At 68.8% G+C, this 20,624-nt stretch carries 20 protein-coding genes and 7 pseudogenes; 8 read left to right on the forward strand and 19 right to left on the reverse strand.

Annotation, left to right across the window (positions count from 1 at the left end; all coding sequences use genetic code 11):
* Positions 1–151: 151 nt before the first annotated feature.
* Positions 152–1,183: pseudogene (locus LP418_RS15165) on the forward strand (transposase).
* Between the two features lie 520 nt (positions 1,184–1,703).
* Positions 1,704–2,630, forward strand: a complete 927-nt coding sequence (locus tag LP418_RS15170) for a hypothetical protein (RefSeq protein ID WP_257952699.1) — start codon at positions 1,704–1,706, stop codon at positions 2,628–2,630.
* A 226-nt stretch (positions 2,631–2,856) separates the two neighbouring features.
* Here LP418_RS15170 and LP418_RS15175 read toward each other — a convergent pair whose 3' ends face one another.
* The 5 genes and pseudogenes from LP418_RS15175 to dtd form a co-directional block, all read right to left on the reverse strand.
* A complete protein-coding gene (locus LP418_RS15175; RefSeq protein WP_257952700.1) occupies positions 2,857–3,060 on the reverse strand; it encodes a hypothetical protein in 204 nt (67 codons plus the stop codon).
* A 255-nt stretch (positions 3,061–3,315) separates the two neighbouring features.
* Positions 3,316–3,630 (reverse strand): hypothetical protein, encoded by a 315-nt coding sequence (locus LP418_RS15180; protein WP_257952701.1) that lies wholly within the window; start codon positions 3,628–3,630, stop codon positions 3,316–3,318.
* A gap of 370 nt (positions 3,631–4,000) precedes the next feature.
* The gene (locus LP418_RS15185) at positions 4,001–4,387 is read right to left on the reverse strand and encodes a glycoside hydrolase family 16 protein (RefSeq protein WP_257952702.1); all 387 of its coding nucleotides are present in this window, start codon (positions 4,385–4,387) and stop codon (positions 4,001–4,003) included.
* A gap of 85 nt (positions 4,388–4,472) precedes the next feature.
* Positions 4,473–5,273 (reverse strand): tyrosine-type recombinase/integrase, encoded by an 801-nt coding sequence (locus LP418_RS15190; protein ID WP_336275729.1) that lies wholly within the window; start codon positions 5,271–5,273, stop codon positions 4,473–4,475.
* A 260-nt stretch (positions 5,274–5,533) separates the two neighbouring features.
* Positions 5,534–5,974 (reverse strand): annotated as a pseudogene (gene dtd, locus LP418_RS15195) (D-aminoacyl-tRNA deacylase).
* Positions 5,975–5,992: 18 nt separating this feature from the next.
* Here dtd and LP418_RS33545 point away from each other — a divergent pair.
* Entirely contained in the window at positions 5,993–6,829 is an 837-nt protein-coding gene (locus tag LP418_RS33545) for a 3-keto-5-aminohexanoate cleavage protein (protein ID WP_442939920.1), read from the forward strand.
* Positions 6,830–6,900: 71 nt separating this feature from the next.
* Here LP418_RS33545 and LP418_RS15210 read toward each other — a convergent pair whose 3' ends face one another.
* The 4 genes and pseudogenes from LP418_RS15210 to cysC all read right to left on the reverse strand — a co-directional run bounded on the left by LP418_RS15210 (position 6,901) and on the right by cysC (position 10,285).
* Positions 6,901–7,857 carry a hypothetical protein gene (locus LP418_RS15210; protein ID WP_257952704.1) on the reverse strand — a complete coding sequence of 319 codons (957 nt, stop codon included), beginning with the start codon at positions 7,855–7,857 and terminating at the stop codon, positions 6,901–6,903.
* A 313-nt stretch (positions 7,858–8,170) separates the two neighbouring features.
* Positions 8,171–8,566 carry a sulfite exporter TauE/SafE family protein gene (locus tag LP418_RS15215; protein ID WP_257952705.1) on the reverse strand — a complete coding sequence of 132 codons (396 nt, stop codon included), beginning with the start codon at positions 8,564–8,566 and terminating at the stop codon, positions 8,171–8,173.
* A 79-nt stretch (positions 8,567–8,645) separates the two neighbouring features.
* Positions 8,646–9,179 (reverse strand): annotated as a pseudogene (locus LP418_RS15220) (sulfite exporter TauE/SafE family protein); the annotation flags it as partial.
* Positions 9,179–10,285, reverse strand: a complete 1,107-nt coding sequence (gene cysC, locus LP418_RS15225) for an adenylyl-sulfate kinase (RefSeq protein ID WP_257952706.1) — start codon at positions 10,283–10,285, stop codon at positions 9,179–9,181. The pseudogene LP418_RS15220 and the gene cysC, both read right to left, overlap by 1 nt.
* On the opposite strand from cysC, the gene LP418_RS15230 reads away from it, so the two are divergent.
* Together LP418_RS15230 and LP418_RS15235 are read left to right on the forward strand one after the other, a co-directional pair.
* Positions 10,272–10,541, forward strand: a complete 270-nt coding sequence (locus LP418_RS15230) for a hypothetical protein (RefSeq protein WP_257952707.1) — start codon at positions 10,272–10,274, stop codon at positions 10,539–10,541. The two genes, cysC and LP418_RS15230, sit on opposite strands and share 14 nt — an antisense overlap.
* A gap of 445 nt (positions 10,542–10,986) precedes the next feature.
* Positions 10,987–11,947, forward strand: a pseudogene (locus LP418_RS15235) (asparaginase).
* Here LP418_RS15235 and LP418_RS15240 read toward each other — a convergent pair.
* Together LP418_RS15240 and LP418_RS15245 are read right to left on the reverse strand one after the other, a co-directional pair.
* Positions 11,941–13,452: a polysaccharide biosynthesis tyrosine autokinase gene (locus LP418_RS15240; RefSeq protein WP_257957055.1), complete on the reverse strand. Its 1,512-nt coding sequence runs from the start codon at positions 13,450–13,452 to the stop codon at positions 11,941–11,943. The pseudogene LP418_RS15235 and the gene LP418_RS15240 sit on opposite strands and share 7 nt — an antisense overlap.
* Positions 13,340–13,816, reverse strand: a complete 477-nt coding sequence (locus LP418_RS15245; protein ID WP_257952708.1) for a Wzz/FepE/Etk N-terminal domain-containing protein — start codon at positions 13,814–13,816, stop codon at positions 13,340–13,342. Before LP418_RS15245 ends, LP418_RS15240 begins: the two co-directional genes overlap by 113 nt.
* A 161-nt stretch (positions 13,817–13,977) precedes the next feature.
* Here LP418_RS15245 and LP418_RS15250 point away from each other — a divergent pair, with 161 nt between their 5' ends.
* Positions 13,978–14,373, forward strand: a complete 396-nt coding sequence (locus LP418_RS15250; RefSeq protein ID WP_257952709.1) for a helix-turn-helix domain-containing protein — start codon at positions 13,978–13,980, stop codon at positions 14,371–14,373.
* A gap of 1 nt (position 14,374) precedes the next feature.
* A complete protein-coding gene (locus tag LP418_RS15255) occupies positions 14,375–15,076 on the forward strand; it encodes a hypothetical protein (protein WP_257952710.1) in 702 nt (233 codons plus the stop codon).
* 107 nt (positions 15,077–15,183) lie between these two features.
* Here the strand turns inward: LP418_RS15255 and LP418_RS15260 are convergent, their stop codons facing one another.
* Positions 15,184–15,474, reverse strand: a complete 291-nt coding sequence (locus LP418_RS15260; RefSeq protein ID WP_257952711.1) for a DUF2516 family protein — start codon at positions 15,472–15,474, stop codon at positions 15,184–15,186.
* Positions 15,475–15,552: 78 nt separating this feature from the next.
* Between LP418_RS15260 and LP418_RS15265 the strand changes: the two genes are divergently transcribed.
* Positions 15,553–15,906: a phosphomannose isomerase type II C-terminal cupin domain gene (locus LP418_RS15265; protein ID WP_257952712.1), complete on the forward strand. Its 354-nt coding sequence runs from the start codon at positions 15,553–15,555 to the stop codon at positions 15,904–15,906.
* Between the two features lie 84 nt (positions 15,907–15,990).
* On the opposite strand, the gene LP418_RS15270 is transcribed toward LP418_RS15265, so the two are convergent.
* The 7 genes and pseudogenes from LP418_RS15270 to LP418_RS15300 all read right to left on the reverse strand — a co-directional run bounded on the left by LP418_RS15270 (position 15,991) and on the right by LP418_RS15300 (position 20,613).
* The gene (locus LP418_RS15270; protein WP_257957056.1) at positions 15,991–16,677 is read right to left on the reverse strand and encodes an SDR family oxidoreductase; all 687 of its coding nucleotides are present in this window, start codon (positions 16,675–16,677) and stop codon (positions 15,991–15,993) included.
* Between the two features lies 1 nt (position 16,678).
* Positions 16,679–17,134, reverse strand: a pseudogene (locus tag LP418_RS15275) (dTDP-4-dehydrorhamnose 3,5-epimerase family protein); the annotation flags it as partial.
* 182 nt (positions 17,135–17,316) lie between these two features.
* A pseudogene (locus LP418_RS30965) lies at positions 17,317–17,439 on the reverse strand (dTDP-4-dehydrorhamnose 3,5-epimerase family protein); the annotation flags it as partial.
* Positions 17,440–18,439, reverse strand: a pseudogene (gene rfbB / locus LP418_RS15285) (dTDP-glucose 4,6-dehydratase).
* A 296-nt stretch (positions 18,440–18,735) separates the two neighbouring features.
* Positions 18,736–18,981: a hypothetical protein gene (locus LP418_RS15290; protein ID WP_257952713.1), complete on the reverse strand. Its 246-nt coding sequence runs from the start codon at positions 18,979–18,981 to the stop codon at positions 18,736–18,738.
* Positions 18,933–20,030 (reverse strand): DUF4012 domain-containing protein, encoded by a 1,098-nt coding sequence (locus LP418_RS15295; RefSeq protein WP_257952714.1) that lies wholly within the window; start codon positions 20,028–20,030, stop codon positions 18,933–18,935. The genes LP418_RS15290 and LP418_RS15295 overlap by 49 nt, the downstream gene beginning before the upstream one ends.
* A gap of 130 nt (positions 20,031–20,160) precedes the next feature.
* A complete protein-coding gene (locus LP418_RS15300) occupies positions 20,161–20,613 on the reverse strand; it encodes a YdgA family protein (protein WP_257952715.1) in 453 nt (150 codons plus the stop codon).
* Positions 20,614–20,624 lie beyond the last annotated feature (11 nt).

Consider the following 20,624-nt stretch of genomic DNA (forward strand, 5'->3'; position numbering starts at 1 on the left):
CACCGCCATCCGGGCCGCAGTTCGATGCGCCAGTTGAGTCCACGGGCGTGGTGTACGACGGGCCCGTCCTGAGCGTGGCGTCCTGACAGCGACGGCCACCGCGTGATCCTTCAGAAGACCTGCGAAAGCACGACTGAAGGAGAACCACACGATGACCGTCGATCCCAACTCTATTGACCTGCCCGCGTTCATGGCCGAGCACCTGCAGCGTGCCGAGCCTGACCTGCTCCGCACGATGCTCTCGACGTTCGTGCAGGCGTTGATGTCGGCCGAGGCCGACGCGATCTGCGGAGCCCCGTATGGCGAGCGGAGTCCGGAGCGGACCAATTCCCGCAACGGCTACCGGACCCGGGACTTCGACACCCGGACCGGCACGATGGAGGTCGCGATCCCGAAGTTGCGTGAGGGCTCGTACTACCCGGACTGGCTGCTCGAGCGGCGTCGGCGAGCCGAGCGGGCGCTGACCACGGTGGTCGCGACCTGCTACCTGCTGGGTGTCTCGACGCGGCGGATGGAGAAGCTCGTCGAGACCCTCGGGATCACCAGGTTGTCGAAGTCTCAAGTCAGCGTGATGGCCAAGGAGCTCGACGCGCCCGCAGCCTGACCGGGGTCAAGCTCGTCACCTCAGACGCTCACGCGGGGCTCGTCGCGGCCGTCGGCGCCACGATGGGCGGTGCGTCCCGGCAGCGTTGTCGCACCCACTACGCCGCGAACCTGATGGCGGTCTGTCCCAAGCACGCCCGGCCGGGAGTGAAGGCGATGCTGCATAGCGTTTACGACCAGCCCGACGCGAAGGCCGTGCACGCCCAGTTCGACAAGCTGCTCGACACCGTGGCCGACAAGCTGCCCGAGGTCCACGACCACCTCGACGAAGCCCGTGCCGACATCCTCGCGTTCACCGCGTTCCCGAAGGAGATCTGGCGCCAGATCTGGTCCAACAATCCCAACGAGAGACTCAACCGCGAGATCCGCCGCCGCACCGACGTCGTCGGGATCTTCCCCTGACCGCACTTCCGCGATCCGGCTCATCGGAGCCGTCCTCGCCGAGCAGCACGACGACTGGATCGAAGGCCGCCGCTACCTCGGACTCGACGTCCTCGCCCGCTCCCGCATCGCCCTGATCAACACCGACGAGACCACCACCGAACAGGAGGACCTGACACCCGCTGCACTCACTGCCTAAAGTGCAGCCACCGGATCACGCGGTGGCCCCTTCATCCACCACGACCGTGGACTCGACCGATGCGCCCGCCGCTTGTTGCTTGTACGGGCCCGGTCAGCGGTGCCGGCCCGGGGGCACGAGCCACGAGCGGTGCGAGCTGACGTTCAGCTGCACTTGGACGATCGCGGCGCGATCGGCACTGCTCCTGATCCTTTGTAGCCCTTCCGGTGCGATCCGGGACGACCGAGGCTCGAATCCGACCCGCGCTGCCGCAGTTTGCGCCGCATATGTAGGTCCACTCGTGCGCCGCCGGCTGCGACTCGGCGGTGACGCATGGGTTGGTGGTGCGTGGATGCAGGGAATTTTGATCCAACTTCGAACAGGTGTCCGATCTGGGCCGTCAGCGACATAACCGCATGTGCGATCCGAGTTGTGCGGTGAATCGTGCGAAGAGGTGTAGGCTGCGGAGCGCTGAAGGATCGCTCCCAACCAATCCCGGTCAGGAGCGTCAACACCACCTGATCCGCGAGAGGTCATTTCAATGACTCAATCCCACCTGCACCCAGTCAACAACGACAGCGCCCGCTTCGAGGCCGGCTCCGAGACCGTCGACAACGGCAACGGCACCCCGCCCGTGCCACCCTCGGGCAGCAGCGGCAACTCCAAGCGCGAGGCACGTGCGCGCGCCGAGAAGGCGCTCCCCCACGGACCGCCTCAAGTTCGAAAAATCAGGTCAAGGTCCTCCGGGCCGTGGCCTGCAACCAGCGGCAATAACCGCCGCGGCAGCACCGCTCAGGCGATGTCTGCGGCGATCAACCTCGGCAGCGGAACCGGTGGCCTCAACAGCCGGTTCTTCCGCTCCGCCAACTGGTTCGAGTCGGTCGGCCGTGGCGAGTACACCGCCAGCGCCGGCGTGCTGGCATACCACCAGCACATCACCATCGACCCGGACGCGCAGCACGAGGCAACCAAGAAGATGCGGGACGAGGTCTGCAGCAGTTGGTTCTGGGAGACGCTTGAGCCCATGCTCGCCAGCGGCCACCCGATCAGCATCAAGTTGGCCATCCTCGAACTCGCCAAGGCCGCCGGAGCGTCCAGCCACACCGACCAACTCGAGACCATCGTCGAGTGGCTGGAATGGGTTGGACTCATCGTCCGCGAGGGCGACCAGATCAGGCTTCGGGTGACCACTGAGGGCGGCGCAGAAGTGCAACGTGAGGACAACACCGTCGAGGGCGTCACCAACAACAACTTCGACGAGACCGAGGGCGTGCCATCGGTCGATGGCGACGAGGTTGTGCCCAAAGCTGAGCCGAGCACGACGTCGGCGGCTGCTGTGTCGCCCGGAGACCTCGATGCAATCGTGTCGTTCAACATGAGCGTCCGGCTCACCGCCGCGGACATGAAGTCCCTCGACCGGGAGCAGCGCGACTTCGTGCTTGCGCTGGCTGAGCGCCTGCGCGGCTGACAAAGACAAGGGGCCGCCGCCCGGGAGCCGAAGGGGTCTTGCTGAAGGATCGCTCCGAGGCTCTGGGCGGCGGCCTCTGCTGGTTACGATACAGCTATTCGGCAGCGCGGGGTATTTGGACACGGCGGATCTGCCCCCTGAGATCGACGTAGTCGAGCGCGCTAGTAGCAAATGCAGGTGCCCTGCAAGTCATCGAAGGCCCACGTGAGCGGATCCGTGTCGGCCCCTACAACGTCCACACGCGGACGCAGTCGACCTGCGTCTCCTCGTCGACGTTCTCCGGGGTGACGTCCTCGAGTTCGTAGTCCGACGCGGTGGCGCTCAGCGTCAGCCACTGCGGGGTCCGCGAGATGGCTCGCGCCTCGCGGAAGAACTCGCGGCCGTCGACCCGGAAGACGTACTCAGTTGGCGTCCGGGCCACGGAGAACACTGGAAGCTGTCCTACCACGTGTCGCCGGGCGGCTTCAGGGCAGCCATCGCAGGCATGAGGCCGCCGAGGGCGACGATGGAGCTGTCGGCGGCGTAGTAGTGCAGGAAAGCGCCGATGCGGTCGGTGGCGCGGCCGAATCCTGATCAAAAGCGGCCTTGGCCTGAGCTGAATCAATTGGGCGCGAGGACCTCTTCGCGTCGGACGACATTGCTCTCACCGATCGCCACGGGCATCAACGTAACCCGGACGCGAATCTCATCGGCGCGGGGAAAAACGGATGGGGGTCCTCGTCAAGTGCGGCGGTTGGGTAGAACTTTGCGGCTGGCGCTGGACAGAAACATGGGTGCCATCAAAGATCCACGTCTCTTCCTCGATCACGTCGATGACGTCATCGACCCCGTCTTCACCGGGCTGTCCCTTGTCCACGCCGATCAGTTCCACCACCTCGCGGTAGGGCTGGCCGGAGGCGATGTCGTCCCCACCGCCGATGATTTCATAGGACACTTGTACAACGACTTGGTCCGGGGGCGCGGGCAAAATCGAAAGGGTTACGGGGCCGACGGTTGCCATCGTTCACTCCTTGCTGCCTGCAAGCACAGATAGGGCTAGAACCTCCTTTCGACCGTAGGGCTGGCCTATCCCCGGGTCATGCCGCTATTTGGGTGCTTTCCTACAAGGTCGGCTGCGCTGCTGACCCAGTGGGCGGACGGAGAGCGCGGCAAGATGCGCCTCTGACTCTCCGGTGCGACCGACCAGTCCCGCGCCCAGCCCGCCAGAATCACCACGAGCCCACCGGTACCCGCGCTGATCCTTCCGACACGTTGCACCGGGCAGAGTTCCCGCTCTGCCCGCACGGCTGTCGATTCCGGGGGGGTATGCGAGTTCACATGCCCGCGTCATTGCGGGCGGGGATGGTGCACTCGAAAGGTCGAGTCGGCGCCTACAACGTCCAGACGCGGACCCAGTCGACCTGCGTCTCCTCGTCGATGTTCTCCGGGGTGACGTCGGCCAGTTCGTAGTCCGAGGCGGTGGCGCTCAGGGTGAGCCACTGCGGGGTCCTCGAGATGGCTCGCGCCTCGCGGAAGAACTCGCGGCCGTCGACCCGGAAGACGTACTCCGTCGGCGTCCGGGCCACCGAGAACACGTGGAAGCTGTCCCACCACGTGTCGCCGGGCGGCTTCAGGGCAGCCATCGCGGGCATCAGCCCGCCGAGGGCGACGATGGAGCTGTCGGCGGCGTAGTAGTGCAGGAAGGCGCCGATGCGGTCCGTGGTGCCTCCGTCGTCCCCGAGGAACTCCGCCACGTCGATCTCGGTGCCCCCGGCCACGTCGTTGACCGACGCGGCCTGCCCACACATGCTGTGGCAAACGTGGCCGTAAGCCCCACGCGGACACTTCATCCGTCCGCAGGACTCACGAACCGCCCACGATGTAGGCCGCGAGCACATGAACCGCATGGCGGTCCGGGTCGTGACGGTTCCGGTCGTACCCGGCTGTGGTGCGTGGGTCAGCGTGTCGGGCAGCGATCTGGACGTCGCGCAGTGGCACTCCGGCGTCGAGGGCGTTGGTCACCATCGCGTGTCGCAAGGAGTGAGGGCTGATGCGCTTGCTGATACCAGCGCTCTTGGCCAAGGACTTCACCCACCTGTCTGCGGTGCGACGATCCAGTCGCGAGCCGTCGTACCGAAGCAGGAGCGGACCAGTTGTCCGGTCTGCTGCCGCGGCATCCAGCGCGCGGAGCACAGGAACCGGGAGCGGCATGGTTGCCGGCTTGCCGCCCTTGCCAACAAGTCGTAGGACGCGATGACCCTGCTGTTGGTGCGCATAGTCCTCGATGTTGACGCCGCATGCCTCGGATACGCGTAGCCCGAGCAAGCCGAGCAGAACGGAGAGCGCCCATCGATTCGGGTCGCTGTGCGCTCTGGCTCGGGCAATGAACGCTCCAAGCTCAAGACGATCGAGCCCGAGCGTCTTCGTCTCGTCGCGCCAGACCCCGGGAAGTCGAACGTGTGTGGCTGGCGACTTCTGGACGACTCCGTCCATTTCACACACGGAGTAGAAATTTTGGATCACGTTGAGTCGGTGAGCGACCGTGGCGGGGCCATTTCCACGCTCGACCTCCAGCCAACGACCGAACAGTTCGATGTGGACTCGCTCCACGTCTACAAGAGGTCGTAGGTGGCGCTCGCGGCACCACGAGTTGAAGATGCGCAAGTCAATCTCGTAGAGAGCCCGAGTCCTCTCGTTCGAGTAGCGCAAGAAACGCTGCGACGGCGAAGAAGGTTTCGTCGTGCGGGGTGGCGAGGACGGCGTGCTGCATGGTCGGGGGTCAGATCACGAGTGGAGCGCTTTTCGGACATCCAAATTTACCTCTGCCTCCCTCTCCCAGCAATCGCCTCGGTAGCACTCTCCGGGTCGAATAGGGCAGGTCGGCCCCGCCGGTGGGTTTCGAGACAGGCGCCAGAGCGCCTTCCTCAACCGTCGGACGGAGTGGGCTCGAGAATGAGGGTGATGGGGCCGTCGTTGACCGACGCGACCTGCATGTCGGCGCCGAACACCCCGCGCGCCACGATGCTGCCCAACCGTTCGAGCTCGGCGCAGACAGCGACGTACATCGGCTCGCTGATCCCGCTCGGAGCGGCGGCGTTCCCAGTGGGCCTGCGGCCCTTGCGCGCTCGCCGTACAACGTGAACTGACTGACCACGAGGATCGGTGCGTCGACGTCGCTGGCGGACTGCTCGTCGCGGAGGATCCGGACGTCGCGGATCTTGCGCGCCATCCGGAGCGACGTCTTCGTGCGTGTCGGTGTGGGTGATGCCGAGGTAGACGAGCAGGCCGGGGCTGGTGATCGCCCCGACGACCTCACCGTCGACGGACACGCTGGCTGTCAGGACCCGCTGAACCACTGCTCGCATGGTGCAAGGATGCCGCTCATGTCTGCTCCACTCCTGATCACCGTCGCGCCCACCGGCGCCGAAACCACCAAGGCCGACTGTCCGCAGCTCCCCACCACCCCCGAGGAGCTCGCCCAGACCGCCGCCGAGTGCGAGGCGGCCGGTGCCGCCATGATCCACATCCACGTGCGCGACGCGTCGCACTCGCCGACGCTGGAGCTGCCCCTCCTGAAGGAGTGGGTGGCGGCCGTCCGCTCGTCGTCCTCGCTCGTCGTGCAGCTCTCCACCGGCGGGTCGGTCCACGACCCGCTCGACGAACGGCTCAAGGTGCTCGACGCCGCGCCCGACTCGTGCAGCCTGACCATGGGCACGACGAACTTCGGCGACGACGTCTTCCTGAACCCCCGGCCGTTCGTGAAGGAGCTCTACCAGCTCGCGCTCTCTCGGGGGATTGCCCCCGAGTTCGAGCTCTTCGACCTCGGGCAGGTGCACGCGCTCGGGCGGCTGTTCTCGCTCTATGGGCCGCCCCCGTCCGGTCGCGCCCACGTCGACTTCGTGATGGGCGTGCCGGGCGGCATGCCCGGGCACGGCGCCCGCGCTGGTCGCCTCCGTCGCCGCACTGCCCCCCGAGGTGACCTCGTGGGCGGCCACCGGCATCGGGCGCTCCACGCTGTCCGTCGCCATGGCGTCGCTCGCCATGGGCGGCCACCTGCGCGTGGGCATGGAGGACGTGCTGACCATCAGCCGCGGTGTGCCCGTGGAGTCCAACGCGCAGCTCGTGTCTCGCGCCGCCTCGCTCGGGCGGATGGCCCAGCGGACGCCCATGACGCCCGCCGAGTGCCGGGTGCTGCTCGGGTTGTCTTGAGGGAGAAGTAGCCCGATTGGCATACTCAAGCGCATGACCGAGATGACGACGATCGAGGTGTCAAAGGACCTGCGTGACTCTGTCATGCGCTCCGCCCGCGCCGCGGGTCTGACGGTCGTCGGAATTCCTCGAGCTCGCCATCCACGAGCACGCTCGGCGCAAGCGCTTTGAGGCCGTGCGTCGTGCCTACGCCGACGCTGGCTCCGATCGTGACTACGTCGCGATCACCGACACTTGGGAAGACGCGGCGAGCCGGGACTTCCTCGGGCTGCCTTGAGGGGGCCGCTTTGACGGTGCATGGCCCGCGACACGCGTACGGCGAGAGCGACACGCCGTGCCTGACCGCGGATTGCTCTCGGAGGCGGCCCTCACGCAGCCTCACGCAGCCTCGCAGCACAGGCGCGGCACGGACGGTGGCAATCACGTCGCCCGGCTTGAACATGACCTGGTCCCGGGTGAACCGCAGCACGATCCAGCCGCCGGTGACCGGGGCGTTGTAGCGGAGGCAGTCGTCGTCGTGGTCCTGCTTCTCGGCGTGATGAGCAAACGAGTTGGCCTCGATCGCAATGCCGTTGAAGGGGTCGGCGAGATCGGGGTGGTAGGTGATGCCGTCGATGGTGGTCGCCCACTGCGGCACCACGGAGATCCCGGCCTGAATCAGGATCGCGCGGAGCACCGACTCGAACGGGTTCGCGGCGAGTGGGGAGGCGTGCTCGATCACCCGGCGCACGGCTGCATCCGCAGGTCGAACCGCCTCGAGGTCCTCGCGCGACACCTCACCGCTCCGTAGCGCCGAGTCGGCCACCGAGAGCGCTTCGTCGAACGACAGCTCGGCCGCGCAGTCCGGGACCGTGCGCACGCGCGACGTGGCCCAGCCGTCGAGGTCGGCGCGGGGCAGTGCGCCCACGGTCAACGACGCATCGACAAACTCGGTTGGCTTTGTCGCGACTCGGATCTGCGGCCACTGCGCCGACCACTTCACCTTCCACCCCCAGTGCGCCGCCGCCGACAGCAACCGCAGGTGGCCGTTGTTGGCCACGGCGACCGCCCGCGCCTCGTCCGCGGCGGGCAGCGCGTAGCGGGGAGCGCGCCACGTGCACGATCCGCCCGGCCGCCACCGCGTGACGAACCCGCTTGCGGCTGGTCAGCCCGACAAGCTCAGTCGTGGACGCGATCCCACCGAGCTGGGTGAGTGCGGCGACGGCGTCCATGCCGCGAGTCTCGCCAAGCGTGGGCGATCGCGCGAACGGTTCTCCACAGGGGGCCGCAACTGCGGTCGAAGACCGGCAACACGCCGTACGGCGAGAGCGACACGCCGCGCCCGGCCGCGGAGGAAGAGCCGGATTGGCCCCTCAGTCCTTGCGCTTCATCCCGACGAGCCCGGGGGTGAAGTTCGGATCCTCAAGCTGGGCGATAGTGGGCGAGCCGAACATCGGCAACCCCCGGCCCTTGCGCAGGAAGCCCCAGACGATCGGGAGCACGACCACGACGAAGAGGCCGACGCCCGCGATCAGCATCGGGTGGGTCTCGTCCGCACCGGCGCCCAGCGGCGCCCATCCGGCCTTGTCGAGCAGCGCGACGCCGCTCATGGTGAGCACGACGACGATGCCGCGGCGGATGATCGACTGCGGCACCTTGGGCGCGATCTTGGAGCCGAGGAGCGTGCCGGGGACGGAGCCGACGACGAGCGGGATGAGCACGCCCCAGTCGAGGCCGTGCAGGGCGATGTTGGAGATCGCGGCCGCCATCACGAGCGGCACCGCCTCGGACGAGGTCGGTGCCGACGAGCTTCACGGCGGAGAGCCCGGGGTAGAGCATCAGCAGCGCGATCATGATCACCGAGCCGGAGCCGACGCTGGTGATGCCGACGAGGAGTCCGCCGAGGGCGCCGACGAGCAGCGTGGGGATCGGGCGGATCGGCGGGTTGGGGTCTGCCTGCTCGCCGTCGCCGCGGACACGCTTGAGGTTGATGTAGAGCCGCAGGGCGTAGGTGGCCGCGGCGAAGAGCAGGGCGAAGCCGATGCAGAGCTTGAGGGTCTCGTCGAGGTCCTCCGGGTCGGCGAACCAGTTGATCAGGTGCGGCCCGAGCAGCGCCATCGGCACGGAGCCGAGGATCAGCCACTTGGCCAGCTGCATGTTGGGCGAGCCCTCGCGCTTGTGCACGATCGCGCCGCCGGTCTTGTAGACCGCCGCAGCCGTCAGGTCGGCGGTCACCACGGTCGCCGCTTCACCGACGCCGAGGAAGATCAGCGCGGGGGTCATCAGCGCGCCGCCGCCCATGCCGGTCAGGCCGACGACGATGCCGACGAAGAAGCCGGCCGCCGGGATCGACAGTGCGGTGACGGTGAGAAGGTCCGCCATCAGTCCTCCTCGGTCAGCACAGGAACAATCACGCTCAACATAGTCGAGATTGTGCCCGCTGCCGTGTCGGCTGCCGAATCCCCGCGCCGGTAGGGATCGGCGACGTCCGGGGCAGGATCTGCGGCTGTACGCCGCTGGCCGGCCGCCTCGATGAGCTTGCGCCCACGCAGGCCGCCGGCCTCGCGTGCGCTGGCCGCGAACTGGCCGAGGGTGAAGACCTTGCGGATCGCCTGCGGGAACTCCTCGAGGATGTGCGCGCGGTGGGTCGACTCCGCGGTGAGGATGACGTCGGCATCCTCGACCAGCTGCCCGGTCAGGCGCTGGCTGCGGAAGTCGTCGTCGGGCTGCTCGAGGGTGCCCGCCATCACGTCGTCCATCGCGTGGTCGGTGAAGCCGTGCGTCCCGGCGCTGACGAAGCGCACTCGGGCGTCCGCCCTCGCGAACTGGCGGGCGCGGATCTCCATGTAGGCCGAGCGGCAGATGTTCGCCGTACACACGAAGAGGACGGTGAGGGGGGCCTTGGTTTCGACACGCTCCTCGCTGCGCTCGTCGCTGCTCAACCGGCGGATGGGAGCGCGCAGGTCGAGGTGGCCGGACTCCGCGAGCGCCTCGATCACGGCGTCGAGCGCGGCCTCGATCGTGCGACCGGTGGTGTCGACGCGCACGGCGGCGTCCTCGGGCTCCTCGTATGGCGACGAGATGCCGGTGAACTCCGGGATCTCGCCGCGGCGGGCCTTCGCGTAGAGCCCCTTGCGGTCTCGGCGCTCGCACTCCTCGAGCGGGGTGGCGACGTGCACGAGGAAGAACGCGCCGCCCGCCTCCTCGACCATCGCCCGCACCTGCTTGCGCGTCTCGTCGAAGGGCGCGATCGGGCTGCACACGGCGAGCCCGCCGTGGCGCGAGATCTCGGCCGCGACCCAGCCGATGCGACGGATGTTGGTCTCGCGGTCGGCCTTCGAGAAGGTGAGACCGGCGCTCAGGTTGCGGCGTACGACGTCGCCGTCGAGGCTCGTCACGGAGCGGACGCCCTGCTCGAGCACCCGGTCCATCAGCGCCTGCGCCAGCGTCGACTTGCCGCTGCCCGACAGGCCGGTGAAGAACAGCACCGGGCCCTGCTCGTCCGGCGCGGGCAGGTCGCGCCTCGACGATGGCGGCGATGGGGTCGGGGTAGGGCCCGTCGACGTCCGTCAGCGCGTGCACCGGGTCGCCATCGGCGTACGTCGAAGCGACCTGAACCCCGAGCGCGTGATCGGCCTCGGGGTCACCGTGGTCGGCGAGGGGAACCACGACAACGGCCGCGTCGTCGAGCAGGTCGGCGGCGGCGAGGGTCGCGCGGACCAACGCCACGGAGGAGAGCCGTGAGGTGCCGTGGCCGGCGAAGGCGAGCAGGAGCACCGGGCCGAGGGCGCCGATCTCCGCGAGCTCGGGCTCGGTCAGGGCGTCGGTCACCGGCACCACGGTGCGCCCGGCGTAGGCAGCGCGCCCGGGCGGGGACAGGTGCAGGCGCCGGAAGGGGCCGTACTGAGCGTGCGTCAGCGCGACGACCTCGCCCGTGGCGGGCGTCAGCGTCGCGAGCGGCAGGCCCTCGGGATCGACGAGCTCGACGGATTCCGCGGCGGCGACATCGGCGGGCAGGTCGAGGGTGACCACGCTGCCGGACTCGTTGAACGAGGTGAGCGGGGCCAGCGCGCCCGTCGTGAGGAGCTGGAGGTCATCGAGCTCGCGGGGCGTGGGGCAGTGCTGGGGGCGGGGCTGGGGTGTCGACACGGCTGCAATCCTGCCAGCCCGCGGGCACTAGCCTGCAGCCATGCCAAACCCAGTCGTCGTGGCCGAGATCGTGCGTTCGGGGTTCGTGGAGGGCCACCACTACGGATCGGTGGTCGCGCTCGACGCGACCGGCGAGGTCGAGTGGTCCGTCGGCATGGTCGACGAGCAGGTCCTGCCGCGCTCCTGCAACAAGCCGATCCGGGCGCTCGCGATGGTGCGCGCAGGCCTGAAGCTCGAGCCCGAGCTGCTCGCCCTCGCCTGCGCCTCGCACTCCGGCGAGCCCTTCCACCTCGAGGGCGTACGGCGGATCCCGGCCGCCGCAGGCCTGTCGGAGGACTCCCTGCAGACCCCACTGGACTACCCGCTCGACGACGCGGCCCCGCGAGGCCGTGATCCGCGACGGCGGCGCCAAGAGCTCGATCCAGATGAACTGCTCGGGCAAGCACGCCGCCATGCTCGCCACCTGCGTGCTCAACGGCTGGTCCATCGACGACTACCTCTCACCGAAGCACCCGTTGCAGGTCGCGATCGCCGCGACCTTCGCCGATCTGACCGGCGAACCGGTCGAGGTCGTGGCCGTCGACGGCTGCGGTGCGCCCCTGCTCTCGACGTCGCTGATCGGCCCGGCCCGCGCCTTCCGTTCGCTGGCGGTCGCCACGTCCGGGCCGTCCTTCGAGATCGCCTCGGCCATTCGTCAGCACCCGGCCCACGTCTCCGGCACCACCCGCGACGAGCTCACGCTGCTCACTGCGATCCCCGGCTCGATCGGCAAGGCCGGTGCCGAGTCCTGCTACGCGGTCGCGCTGGCGGACGGCCGGGCGTTCGCGTTGAAGACCGACGACGGGGCGCCGCGCGTGCGTCCGGTGCTGATGGCCGCTGCGCTCGAACGTTCGGGCGTGCTGGACCTTGCGGGCGTCGACGCGGTCGCCGTACGCAAGACCGGGGAGCTGGCGCTGCTCGGCGGCGGGAAGCCGGTCGGCGAGATCCGCGCCTGCTACTGACGAGGGACGCGCCGCAGCGCCCACGCGAGCAGCGCACCCAGCGCTGCGCCGAGGGTGTTGGCCACCACGTCGGCGTGCGTGGCCCGGCGGTCGGGCAGCAGCGTCTGCAGGGCCTCGACGAGCAGCGACCCGCCGAACCCGATCGCGATCCGGGTGCTCACCGAAACGGCCGGGCGCAGGAGCGAGGCGAGCAGCGCGAGCGGCACGAACGCCAACACGTTGAGCCCGAACTCGATCCGGGGTCGCATGACGAGCGCTGTCGGGAGGTCGAGCTGTCGTCCGAGGGACGCGGCACCGTCGATGAAGCCGTTGCCGACCGCGGGCGACGGGTTGAGCAGCACGATCACCAGTGCTGCGGCATAGACCGCCAGCGCGATGGTCGCCATCACGCGGGCAGACGAGGACACGCCGGACGACGTCAGCGGCGTGCGGACTTCTCGGCCTTGATCTCGGCGCGGACGCGCTCCTTGGCCTCGCGTGCTGAGCGCTTCGAGCTGCCGGAGTCGTCGGCGCTGTAGCCATAGCCATAGCCGTATCCGTAGCCATAGCCGTAGGCACTGCCGACCTTGCGCTGCGGCGCCCTGTTGATGACGACACCCCGGGACCTTGGCGTCGACGGAGTCGAGCCGATCGACCGCGTGCGCCAGCTGGTCGCGGGTCGTCGACCCGTGGTGCGTGACGACCACGGCGCCGTCGGCCCGGGTGGACAGGAGCGCGGCATCGGTCACCGGCAGCAGCGGGGGAGCGTCGAGGATCACGACGTCGAAGTCGGACCGCAGGTCGGCCAGCAGCTTCTCCATCGCGTGCGACTGCAGCAGCTCGGACGGGTTCGGCGGGATCGGGCCACAGGCCGGGACACGTAGTCCGCTGTCGCCGTACGACTGCAAGGCGTCCTCGAGGCTGATCTTGCCGATGAGCACGCTGGTGGTGCCGACGGCGTCGTCGAGGCCGAGGCGCCCGGCGATCAGGGGGCGACGCAGGTCGCACTCGATCAGCGCGACGCGCTCGTTGGCCAGCGAGAGGGTGATGGCGAGGTTGACGGCCACCGTGGACTTGCCCTCACCGGGCAGCGAGCTGGTGACGACGATGACCTTCTGGTCCTCGTCGACCTCGACGTACTGCATGTTGGTGCGCAGCACCCGGAAGGCCTCGGCCCACGGCGTGGCCTGCTGCAGCACCTCCAGAGGTGCGCGCTTGGCCGCGTCGTCGGTGAAGATGTTGCCGAGGATCGGAGCGCCGGTCACCGCGGCGACGTCGTCGCTGGTGGTGATCGAGGTGTCGAGGAGCTCGCGGGCCACCGCCGGGCCGAGGCCGAGCAGGAGCCCGAGGACAGCCGCGAGGCCGAGGTTGCGCAACGGCTGCGGCGAGACCGGGTCGGTGGACTCCCGGGCGTCATCGACGATCGTGGCCTTGATCAGCGCGTTGTTGCCGCCCTTGGGAGTCTCGAGGTCGTCGATCAGCTGGGTGAGCTCGTCTGCATAGGCCTGCGCGATGTCGCGCGCCATGGCCGGGTCGGGATCGGTCGCGCTGATCTCGAGGTTGACGGTCTCGGGCACGACGGTGGCTCGACCTGCTGGCGCAGGTCGTCGGGATCCGTGCCCGGGGGCAGGGTCCCGCTGACGCCTCCGCGAGCTGACGGCTGGTCACCGTGTCGGCGTAGGACGTCACGCGCTGGCTCGCGAAGAGATTTCCCGTGTACGCCGCACTCGTGTCCGACTCGCTCGTGGAGACGAACAGGCGCGTGGAGGAGGAGTACTGCGGCGTCGACTGCCACGTGAGGAGGGCGGCGCCGATCAGCGTGACCACGAAGCACACGACGACAACGCGCCAGCGGCGTCGGACGGTGCGCCAGTAATCCTTGAGCTCCACGAGATCCCTCTTCTTGGTCGATGGGCGGTCCCCTGATCCGCCGGTGGCACTCTAGGTCACGGTCGGCGTTGCTAACTCAAGGACAACGATTCTCCCGTGTGTGAGCGCCGTCACGGGAGCCGAGTTTGCATTTTGCTAACAGTTGTTAGCAGGATGGCGACATGGCCAAGGGCAAGGACGGGAAGACCGTCGTCGGTTCACTCGGGGGTTTCCTCAGGGAGCAACGACTCGCGTCGCGTCTGTCCCTGCGGCAGCTGAGTGAACAGGTAGGCGTCAGCAACCCCTACCTGAGCCAGATCGAACGTGGTCTGCGCCGGCCCTCGGCAGAAGTTCTCCAGCAGATCGCGAAGGCGCTGCGCATCTCGGCCGAACAGCTCTATGTCCGGGCCGGGATCGTCAGCCCCGAACCGCATGTCGGTGGTTCGGTCGAGCTCGCCATCCTCGCGGATGTCGGCCTCACCGAGCGCCAGAAGCAGTCCCTGCTGGACGTCTACTCGTCCTTCCTCGCGTTGAACGCGGGGCAGGAACCGGATTCACCTCAACCTACGGAGAAATGACATGGCGAAGACCAAGTTCGACCTCAAGACCGAAGCCACCAAGCCGCTCCTCGCGGGCGTCGGCGTCACCGACCTCGCCGTCGAGGTCGTCCGCGACTTCGTCTCGGAGACCCAGACCCGCCTCGCGGGCGTCCAGAAGGACGTCACCGCTCGCGTCGCCGGTGTGCAGACCAAGGTCGCCAACCCGAAGGCGCTGCGCGAGCAGGCCGTGACCGTCGTCAACGCCCGCGTCGACGCGATCACCACCGACGCGAAGGCCCGCCGCAAGGCGATCGAGGCCCGCGTGACCGAGCTCCGGGCCGAGGCCAAGGCCTACCCGACGAAGGTCCGGGCCCTCGTCGAGGAGAACGTCACCGTCGCCACCGGCACCTACTCCGACCTGATCACGCGCGGCGAGTCGCTCGTCGGCCGGATCCGTGGCCGAGGAGTCGACCAAGGCGACCGTGAAGTCCGCCAAGACCACCGTGTCGAAGGCCAAGAGCACGACCACGCAGGCCAAGAAGGCCACCGCCACGGCCACCACCCGTGGCCAAGACCGCCGCGAAGAAGGCCACCACCACGGCCAAGTCCTCCGCAGAAGCCGGCCGCCAAGCGTGCCGCGGCGACCAAGTCGTCCGCCAAGGCCACCGTCACCGCCGCCAAGAAGACCGCGACCTCCGCGGTCAAGGCCGTCACCGACGCCGCCGACAAGCTTGGCGACTGAAGAGAAGACGACGAACAGTTGACGCTGTTCTGACCCCCTGAATCCTTCCTCCCGGGGATTCACTCGAGGCCCTCGGCGTCCTGCCGGGGGCCTCGACTCTTCCGCCCTCAGCGCCGGGGCGTGACCTCGGCGAGAGCCGGGCGGATGTCGGCGAGATAGACGAACGCCGCGATCGTGAAGGCCAAGTTGATCAGGTTGAGCGGCGTCGCGATCAGGATCTGCGCCGCGAGGCCGAGCCCGAGCCCCGATGGTCCAGTGGCAGCCTTGGTGCCGCGGCTGGCCGCGGGGTAGGCCTCGGTGGGGTAGAGCACCGCGTTGATGAAGGCGAAGCCCTTGATGGCCAGCATCACGACGAGCACCACCGGGTAGGCGTAGCCCTCCGGGGCGAAAACAGTCACACCGTCACCCTACGTGCGCGTCCGGTGGTTAGGGTGTGCGCGGCATTCAGTGATTGGGACGGGGATTTTGTGATGGCGATGGACTCCGAAGAGCGGCCGTGGGGCTCGTGGCACGTGATCGACGAGGGCGTCGGCTACAAGGTCAAGCGCATCCACGTGAAGCCCGGACAGCGGTTGTCCTACCAGACCCACGAGCACCGCAGCGAGCACTGGGTGGTGATCTTCGGGATGGCCACGTGTGTCGTGGACGGCGAGACGCACGTCATCGGCCCCGGTCACTCCATCGACGTCAGCCGGGGCGCGGCGCACCGGATCACCAACATGCACAACGAGGAGCTCGTGATCATCGAGGTCCAGCGCGGCGGCTACACCGGCGAGGACGACATCTGCCGCCTCGAGGACGACTACGGGCGCTCGGACTCTGCCTCCTGATACTGGCGTCGGCAGGGTCGTCGTCGCCGTACCAAGAAATGTAACCGGCGTTTAGTCGCACTGAACGGCCGCTGCAACGGCCGGTCAGTTCAGGTAAACGCCGGTTACATAAAACCGGGGATCAGGCGAGGTAGCGGTCGAGAGCGACGAGCGCGTCCTCGGGCTCGAACCCGGTGGCGCGGATCTTGGCGAGCGACATCGCTGACTGCAGCGGGCGGGGGCGAAGGGGTTGCCCTTCTCCAGCACGCCGGCGGCGTACGCCTCCGTCGTCGTCTCCGACACGTCGTCGCCGGAGCGGCCGGAGCGGGTGAAGACCTCGCGGGCGATCTCGGCCCACGACATGGCGGCCCCCGAGTTCGACATGTTGTAGGTGCCGAACGAGGCGTTGGAGTCGATGAGGTGCTTCGTCGCGCGCGACAGCTCGGACGCGAAGGTGAGGCGCCCGACCCGGTCGGAGACGACCGATGGGGAGACGCCCTTGGCGGCGAGGTCGGCCATGGTGCGGACGAAGTTCTTGCCGTCGCCGATGACCCACGAGGTGCGCACGAGGTAGTGGCGCGGCGCGAGCCCGACGGCGATGTCGCCGGCGGCCTTGGACTGGGCGTAGACACCGAGCGGCGAGACGGGCTCGTCCTCGGTGTGCTCCTCCGCGGTGCCGTCGAAGACGTATTCCGAGGAGTAGTGCACGAGCGTGAAGCCGTGCGTCGCAGGCCAGGCCCGCCGGGGTCGCGGGGGCGGTCGCGTTCGCGGCCCGGGACGTACGGCGACCATCTGGCGTCTCAGCGACGTCGACGGCGGTGTAGGCGGCGGCGTTGAGGACCGCGGCGTATTCGTGCCGGGGCCGGGCGGCGACCGCGGCAGCGTCGGTCAGGTCGAGCGCGGTGACGCCATGGCCCTCGACGAGGTCGACGAGGTCGGAGCCCGGGAAGTCGACCTGCAGGGCGCGGCCGAGCTGGCCGAGCGCGCCGATGATCAGCGTCTTCTTCGGCGCGATCGCGGTCGACGGGTCGAGCGTCGGGTTGTGCTGGTCCTTGTCCGAGATGATCGCCTCGGCCAGCGGGATCGGCCACGCGATCGCGACCGTGGGGTCGTCGAGAGCCAGCGCCGGGTAGGCGACGCCGGGACGCCAGTGCTCGTTGACGAGGTAGGTGTAGGCCGTTGCGTCCTCGAGCACTCGGTAGCTGTTGCCGACTCCACGCGGGACGAAGACCGCGACCGCGGTGTCCATCTCGAGCGTGAAGGTCGCGCCGAAGGACTCACCCTCGGCGCATGTCGACCCGGGCGCCGAAGATCCGGCCCGTCATGAGGGAGACGAACTTGTCCCACGGCTCGGTGTGGATGCCTCGGGGTCACGCCGCGGTCGGAGTTGAAGGAGACGTTGTTCTGGACCGGGCCGAAGTCGGGCAGCCCGAGGGCCAGCATCTTCTCCCGCTGCCAGTTCTCCTTGAAGAACCCGCGGGAGTCGTCACGACGGTCCAGCCGGACCACGACCGTGCCCGGGATGGGCGTGGTCTCGAGGGAGGGCAGGGACACTTACTGGCCCTTCTGGGCGTAGGCGGCCTCGACGGCCTCCTTCACGGGGCGCCACCAGACCTGGTGGTTCTGGTACCACTCGATGGTGTTGGCCAGTCCGGACTCGAAGTCCCGGAACTGCGGCGACCAGCCGAGCTCTCGGCGCAGCTTGCCCGACTCGATGGCGTAACGCATGTCGTGGCCGGCGCGGTCGTTGACGTGGTCGAACGCGTCCTCGGCCCGGCCCATCAGCTTGAGGATCAGCTGCACGACCTCGAGGTTGTTCTTCTCGCCGTCGGCGCCGATGAGGTAGGTCTCGCCGATCACGCCCTTGTTCAGGATGGTCCACACGGCCGAGGAGTGGTCGTCGGCGTGGATCCAGTCGCGGACGTTCTCGCCCGAGCCGTAGAGCTTGGGGCGGATGCCGTCGATGACGTTGGTGATCTGGCGCGGGATGAACTTCTCGATGTGCTGCCGGGGACCGTAGTTGTTCGAGCAGTTGGACACGGTGGCCCGGACACCGAACGAGGCGCACCCAGGCGCGCACGAGGTGGTCGGAGCCGGCCTTCGAGGCGGAGTACGGCGACGAGGGGTTGTAGGGGGTGTCCTCGGTGAACCGCTTCGGGTCGTCGAGCTCGAGGTCGCCGTACACCTCGTCGGTGGAGACGTGGTGGAGGCGCTTCTCGTGCTTGCGCACGGCCTCGAGGATGGTGAACGTGCCGAGGATGTTGGTCTTGATGAACGGCGACGGGTCGTTGAGCGAGTTGTCGTTGTGCGACTCGGCCGCGTAGTGCACGACGGCGTCGTGCTCGGCGACGAGCGGGTCGACGACGTCGGCCTCGGCGATGTCACCGACGACGAGCGAGACCCGGTCCTCGGGGAGGCCGTCGAGGGCCTCCTTGCTGGCCGCGTAGGTCATCTTGTCCAGCACCGTGACGCGGACGTCGGTCTCGCGCATGAGGTAGTGGACGAAGTTGGAGCCGATGAAGCCGGCGCCGCCGGTCACGAGAAGTCGATCCATGGCGGGGATCCTACGGGCTGGACGCGGAACTTCCGGCACTGAGCGTGAGGCGTGGAGACTCGTCGAGCGCCTCGGCAGACCAGTCGCAGCCCGGTCGCCGACCGCCGTCCAGCCGTCCGGCAGGTCGGGCACGCTGAAGCCCCGGGGGAACCGCACCGTGGTGGTGACGGACTCCGGTCGGACCATGCCCTGCGGGTCGGGCGCGCGGGCGACGGAGACGCCCGGGGCCACCATCCCCGCCGCGAATGCCGGGAGAACGATCGGCTTTCGCAGGGACGGGGCGGACGGCACGAGCGTCATCGTGTCAGGGAGAGCTTCACCTTGAAGGACTGTTGGGAGATCAGGGCGGGGCCGCCCCGAGCGATGGTGTCGGCGTCGAGCGCGACCCAGCCCTCCGGCATCTCGACGACCGCGGAGCCCGGCGGAAGATGCAGTGTGACGCTGATCGCCGACGGTCGCGCCAGGCCCTGCGGGTCGATGTCCGGGCGGTAGGTCAGCTCGTCGCCCTCGACCTCGGCGGCGCGGGGCACGTCGTAGGCCACCGCGAGCTCACGGGTCTCCCGGGGCTTGAAGGGAACCGTGCGGCGTACGAACGGGCGACCGTAGAAGTCGTTGACGATCGGCTCGAACAGCTCGTCGTCGACGCGGCCCAGCACGTTGCTGGCGCCCCGCGGGAGGAAGTGCGCGATCGACAACGTGGCGAACCGGGTCGAATATCCCCCGGCGCGGGTCGGGGCCGTCGAAGGGGTAGGGCGTCGAGTCGTTGTGGATCCGGGTGGTCGCCGTGACGGATGCGCTGCCGTCGGTCTTCAGCACGACGTCGGAGGTGACGGTGCGGCTCTGCCAGTAGTCCGTCTTGCTGGGGACGGCGTTCTGGGTGAAGACCCCGAGATAGTCGTGGTCGGTGTCCGAGAGCTCGCCCGTGAGGCCGAGGCGCGCGACGGCACGTTGTGCGGCCGGGTCCGCGCAGGTAGAGCGCGAAGTGGCGACCGTCCGCGTTGTGCTTGAGTGCTCGGAGCTTCTCGACGAACTGGCCGGTGCGGAACAACCGGTCGCGGAAGATCGGGACCAGCGCTCGGTTGACCGCGTGCCGGCCGCGGGAGTCGAGGATGTAGTCGTAGCTGCCGATCAGGGTCTGCACGAAGTTGTCGGCGTTGACCTCGCCGTAGAACGGGACCTGCATCGGGCCGGTGATGGCGACCGGGTCGCGCAGCGCCATCACGTCGATCGCGATCAGGCCGTCCATCTGCTTGCGGCCCAGGCTGCGCCACGCGCGCAGGGTCTCCTCGCCGGACACCGACCAGTCGGGGGCGAAGGTCGCCGTGCCGATCCGCAGCGCGCCGTGGTGGAACGGGTTGCCGCGCACCTTCGGCCACGTGCGCGGCAAGAAGGCAGCACCGTGGGTGGCGGTGTCTCGGGGAACCCCCATGTCGATCCTGCCGTCACGCACCGACATCGGGGTGAAGGTGAGCGGGGTCCCGCCGGAGTAGAGCTGCTCGGCCGGGTTGAGGATCGCGATCAGGTAGTCGCGCCGGCCGTTCTTCCCGAGCAGGTCGGGAAGGACGTCGGCGAGCGGCGCCAGCGTCTTCACGCCGCGCTCGACCGGGCGCAGGCCTGCGAGCCCCTCGTCGTCGGAGCTCGGCGATCTTCGAGCCGAGCAGGGGAGCGTCCGCCTCGACCGAGGCCGGGAGTCCCGGGCCCGCGCGACATGGACCCGGACGTCATCGAAGGAGTCGAGGACGTCGGTGAGCGTGGCCAGGTCGACCTTGCCGTTGGTGACCAGGCGGCCCTCGTCGCCGGTGAGCTGCAGGGTAGATCGCGATGCCCTCCTCGGCCACCGCGGTCAGGTCGTCGACGGCGTCGGCCATCCGCACGGCGTCGTCCGCGGCCGGTGCGAGGATCGGCAGGTTGCGCCACAGCGTGCCGACGACTCCGTGGCGGGTGGCGACCCCGCGGTCGGCGTACGCCCGAGCGTCCTCGACGTGCCCGCGCGCCTCGTCGACGTCCTCGTCCTGCAGGGCCACGAGCGCCTTCTCCAGCGAGGCCCGGGCCTGGTTGCCCTGCCACCACGTCCAGCCGAGGGGTACGGCGACGGCGACCGCGAAGAGGACGAGCGCCGCCACCAGCGTGAGGGCGACGCGTCGTCGTACGGAGGCCACGGGCATGGGCGTCATGGTGTCAAACG

It is taken from the genome of Nocardioides sp. B-3 (genome assembly GCF_024703895.1).
GTDB lineage: Bacteria > Actinomycetota > Actinomycetes > Propionibacteriales > Nocardioidaceae > Nocardioides.

Excerpts from the sequence above, each read along its gene's own strand:
- LP418_RS15170 (WP_257952699.1), top strand. The coding sequence starts at position 1,704 with ATGACTCAATCCCACCTGCACCCAGTCAACAACGACAGCGCCCGCTTC.
- LP418_RS15180 (WP_257952701.1), bottom strand. The coding sequence starts at position 3,630 with ATGGCAACCGTCGGCCCCGTAACCCTTTCGATTTTGCCCGCGCCCCCG.
- LP418_RS33545 (WP_442939920.1), top strand. The coding sequence starts at position 5,993 with ATGTCTGCTCCACTCCTGATCACCGTCGCGCCCACCGGCGCCGAAACC.
- LP418_RS15215 (WP_257952705.1), bottom strand. The coding sequence starts at position 8,566 with ATGGCGGCCGCGATCTCCAACATCGCCCTGCACGGCCTCGACTGGGGC.
- LP418_RS15240 (WP_257957055.1), bottom strand. The coding sequence starts at position 13,452 with ATGGCGCGCGACATCGCGCAGGCCTATGCAGACGAGCTCACCCAGCTG.
- LP418_RS15250 (WP_257952709.1), top strand. The coding sequence starts at position 13,978 with ATGGCCAAGGGCAAGGACGGGAAGACCGTCGTCGGTTCACTCGGGGGT.
- LP418_RS15255 (WP_257952710.1), top strand. The coding sequence starts at position 14,375 with ATGGCGAAGACCAAGTTCGACCTCAAGACCGAAGCCACCAAGCCGCTC.
- LP418_RS15265 (WP_257952712.1), top strand. The coding sequence starts at position 15,553 with ATGGACTCCGAAGAGCGGCCGTGGGGCTCGTGGCACGTGATCGACGAG.
- LP418_RS15270 (WP_257957056.1), bottom strand. The coding sequence starts at position 16,677 with ATGGTCGCCGTACGTCCCGGGCCGCGAACGCGACCGCCCCCGCGACCC.
- LP418_RS15300 (WP_257952715.1), bottom strand. The coding sequence starts at position 20,613 with ATGACGCCCATGCCCGTGGCCTCCGTACGACGACGCGTCGCCCTCACG.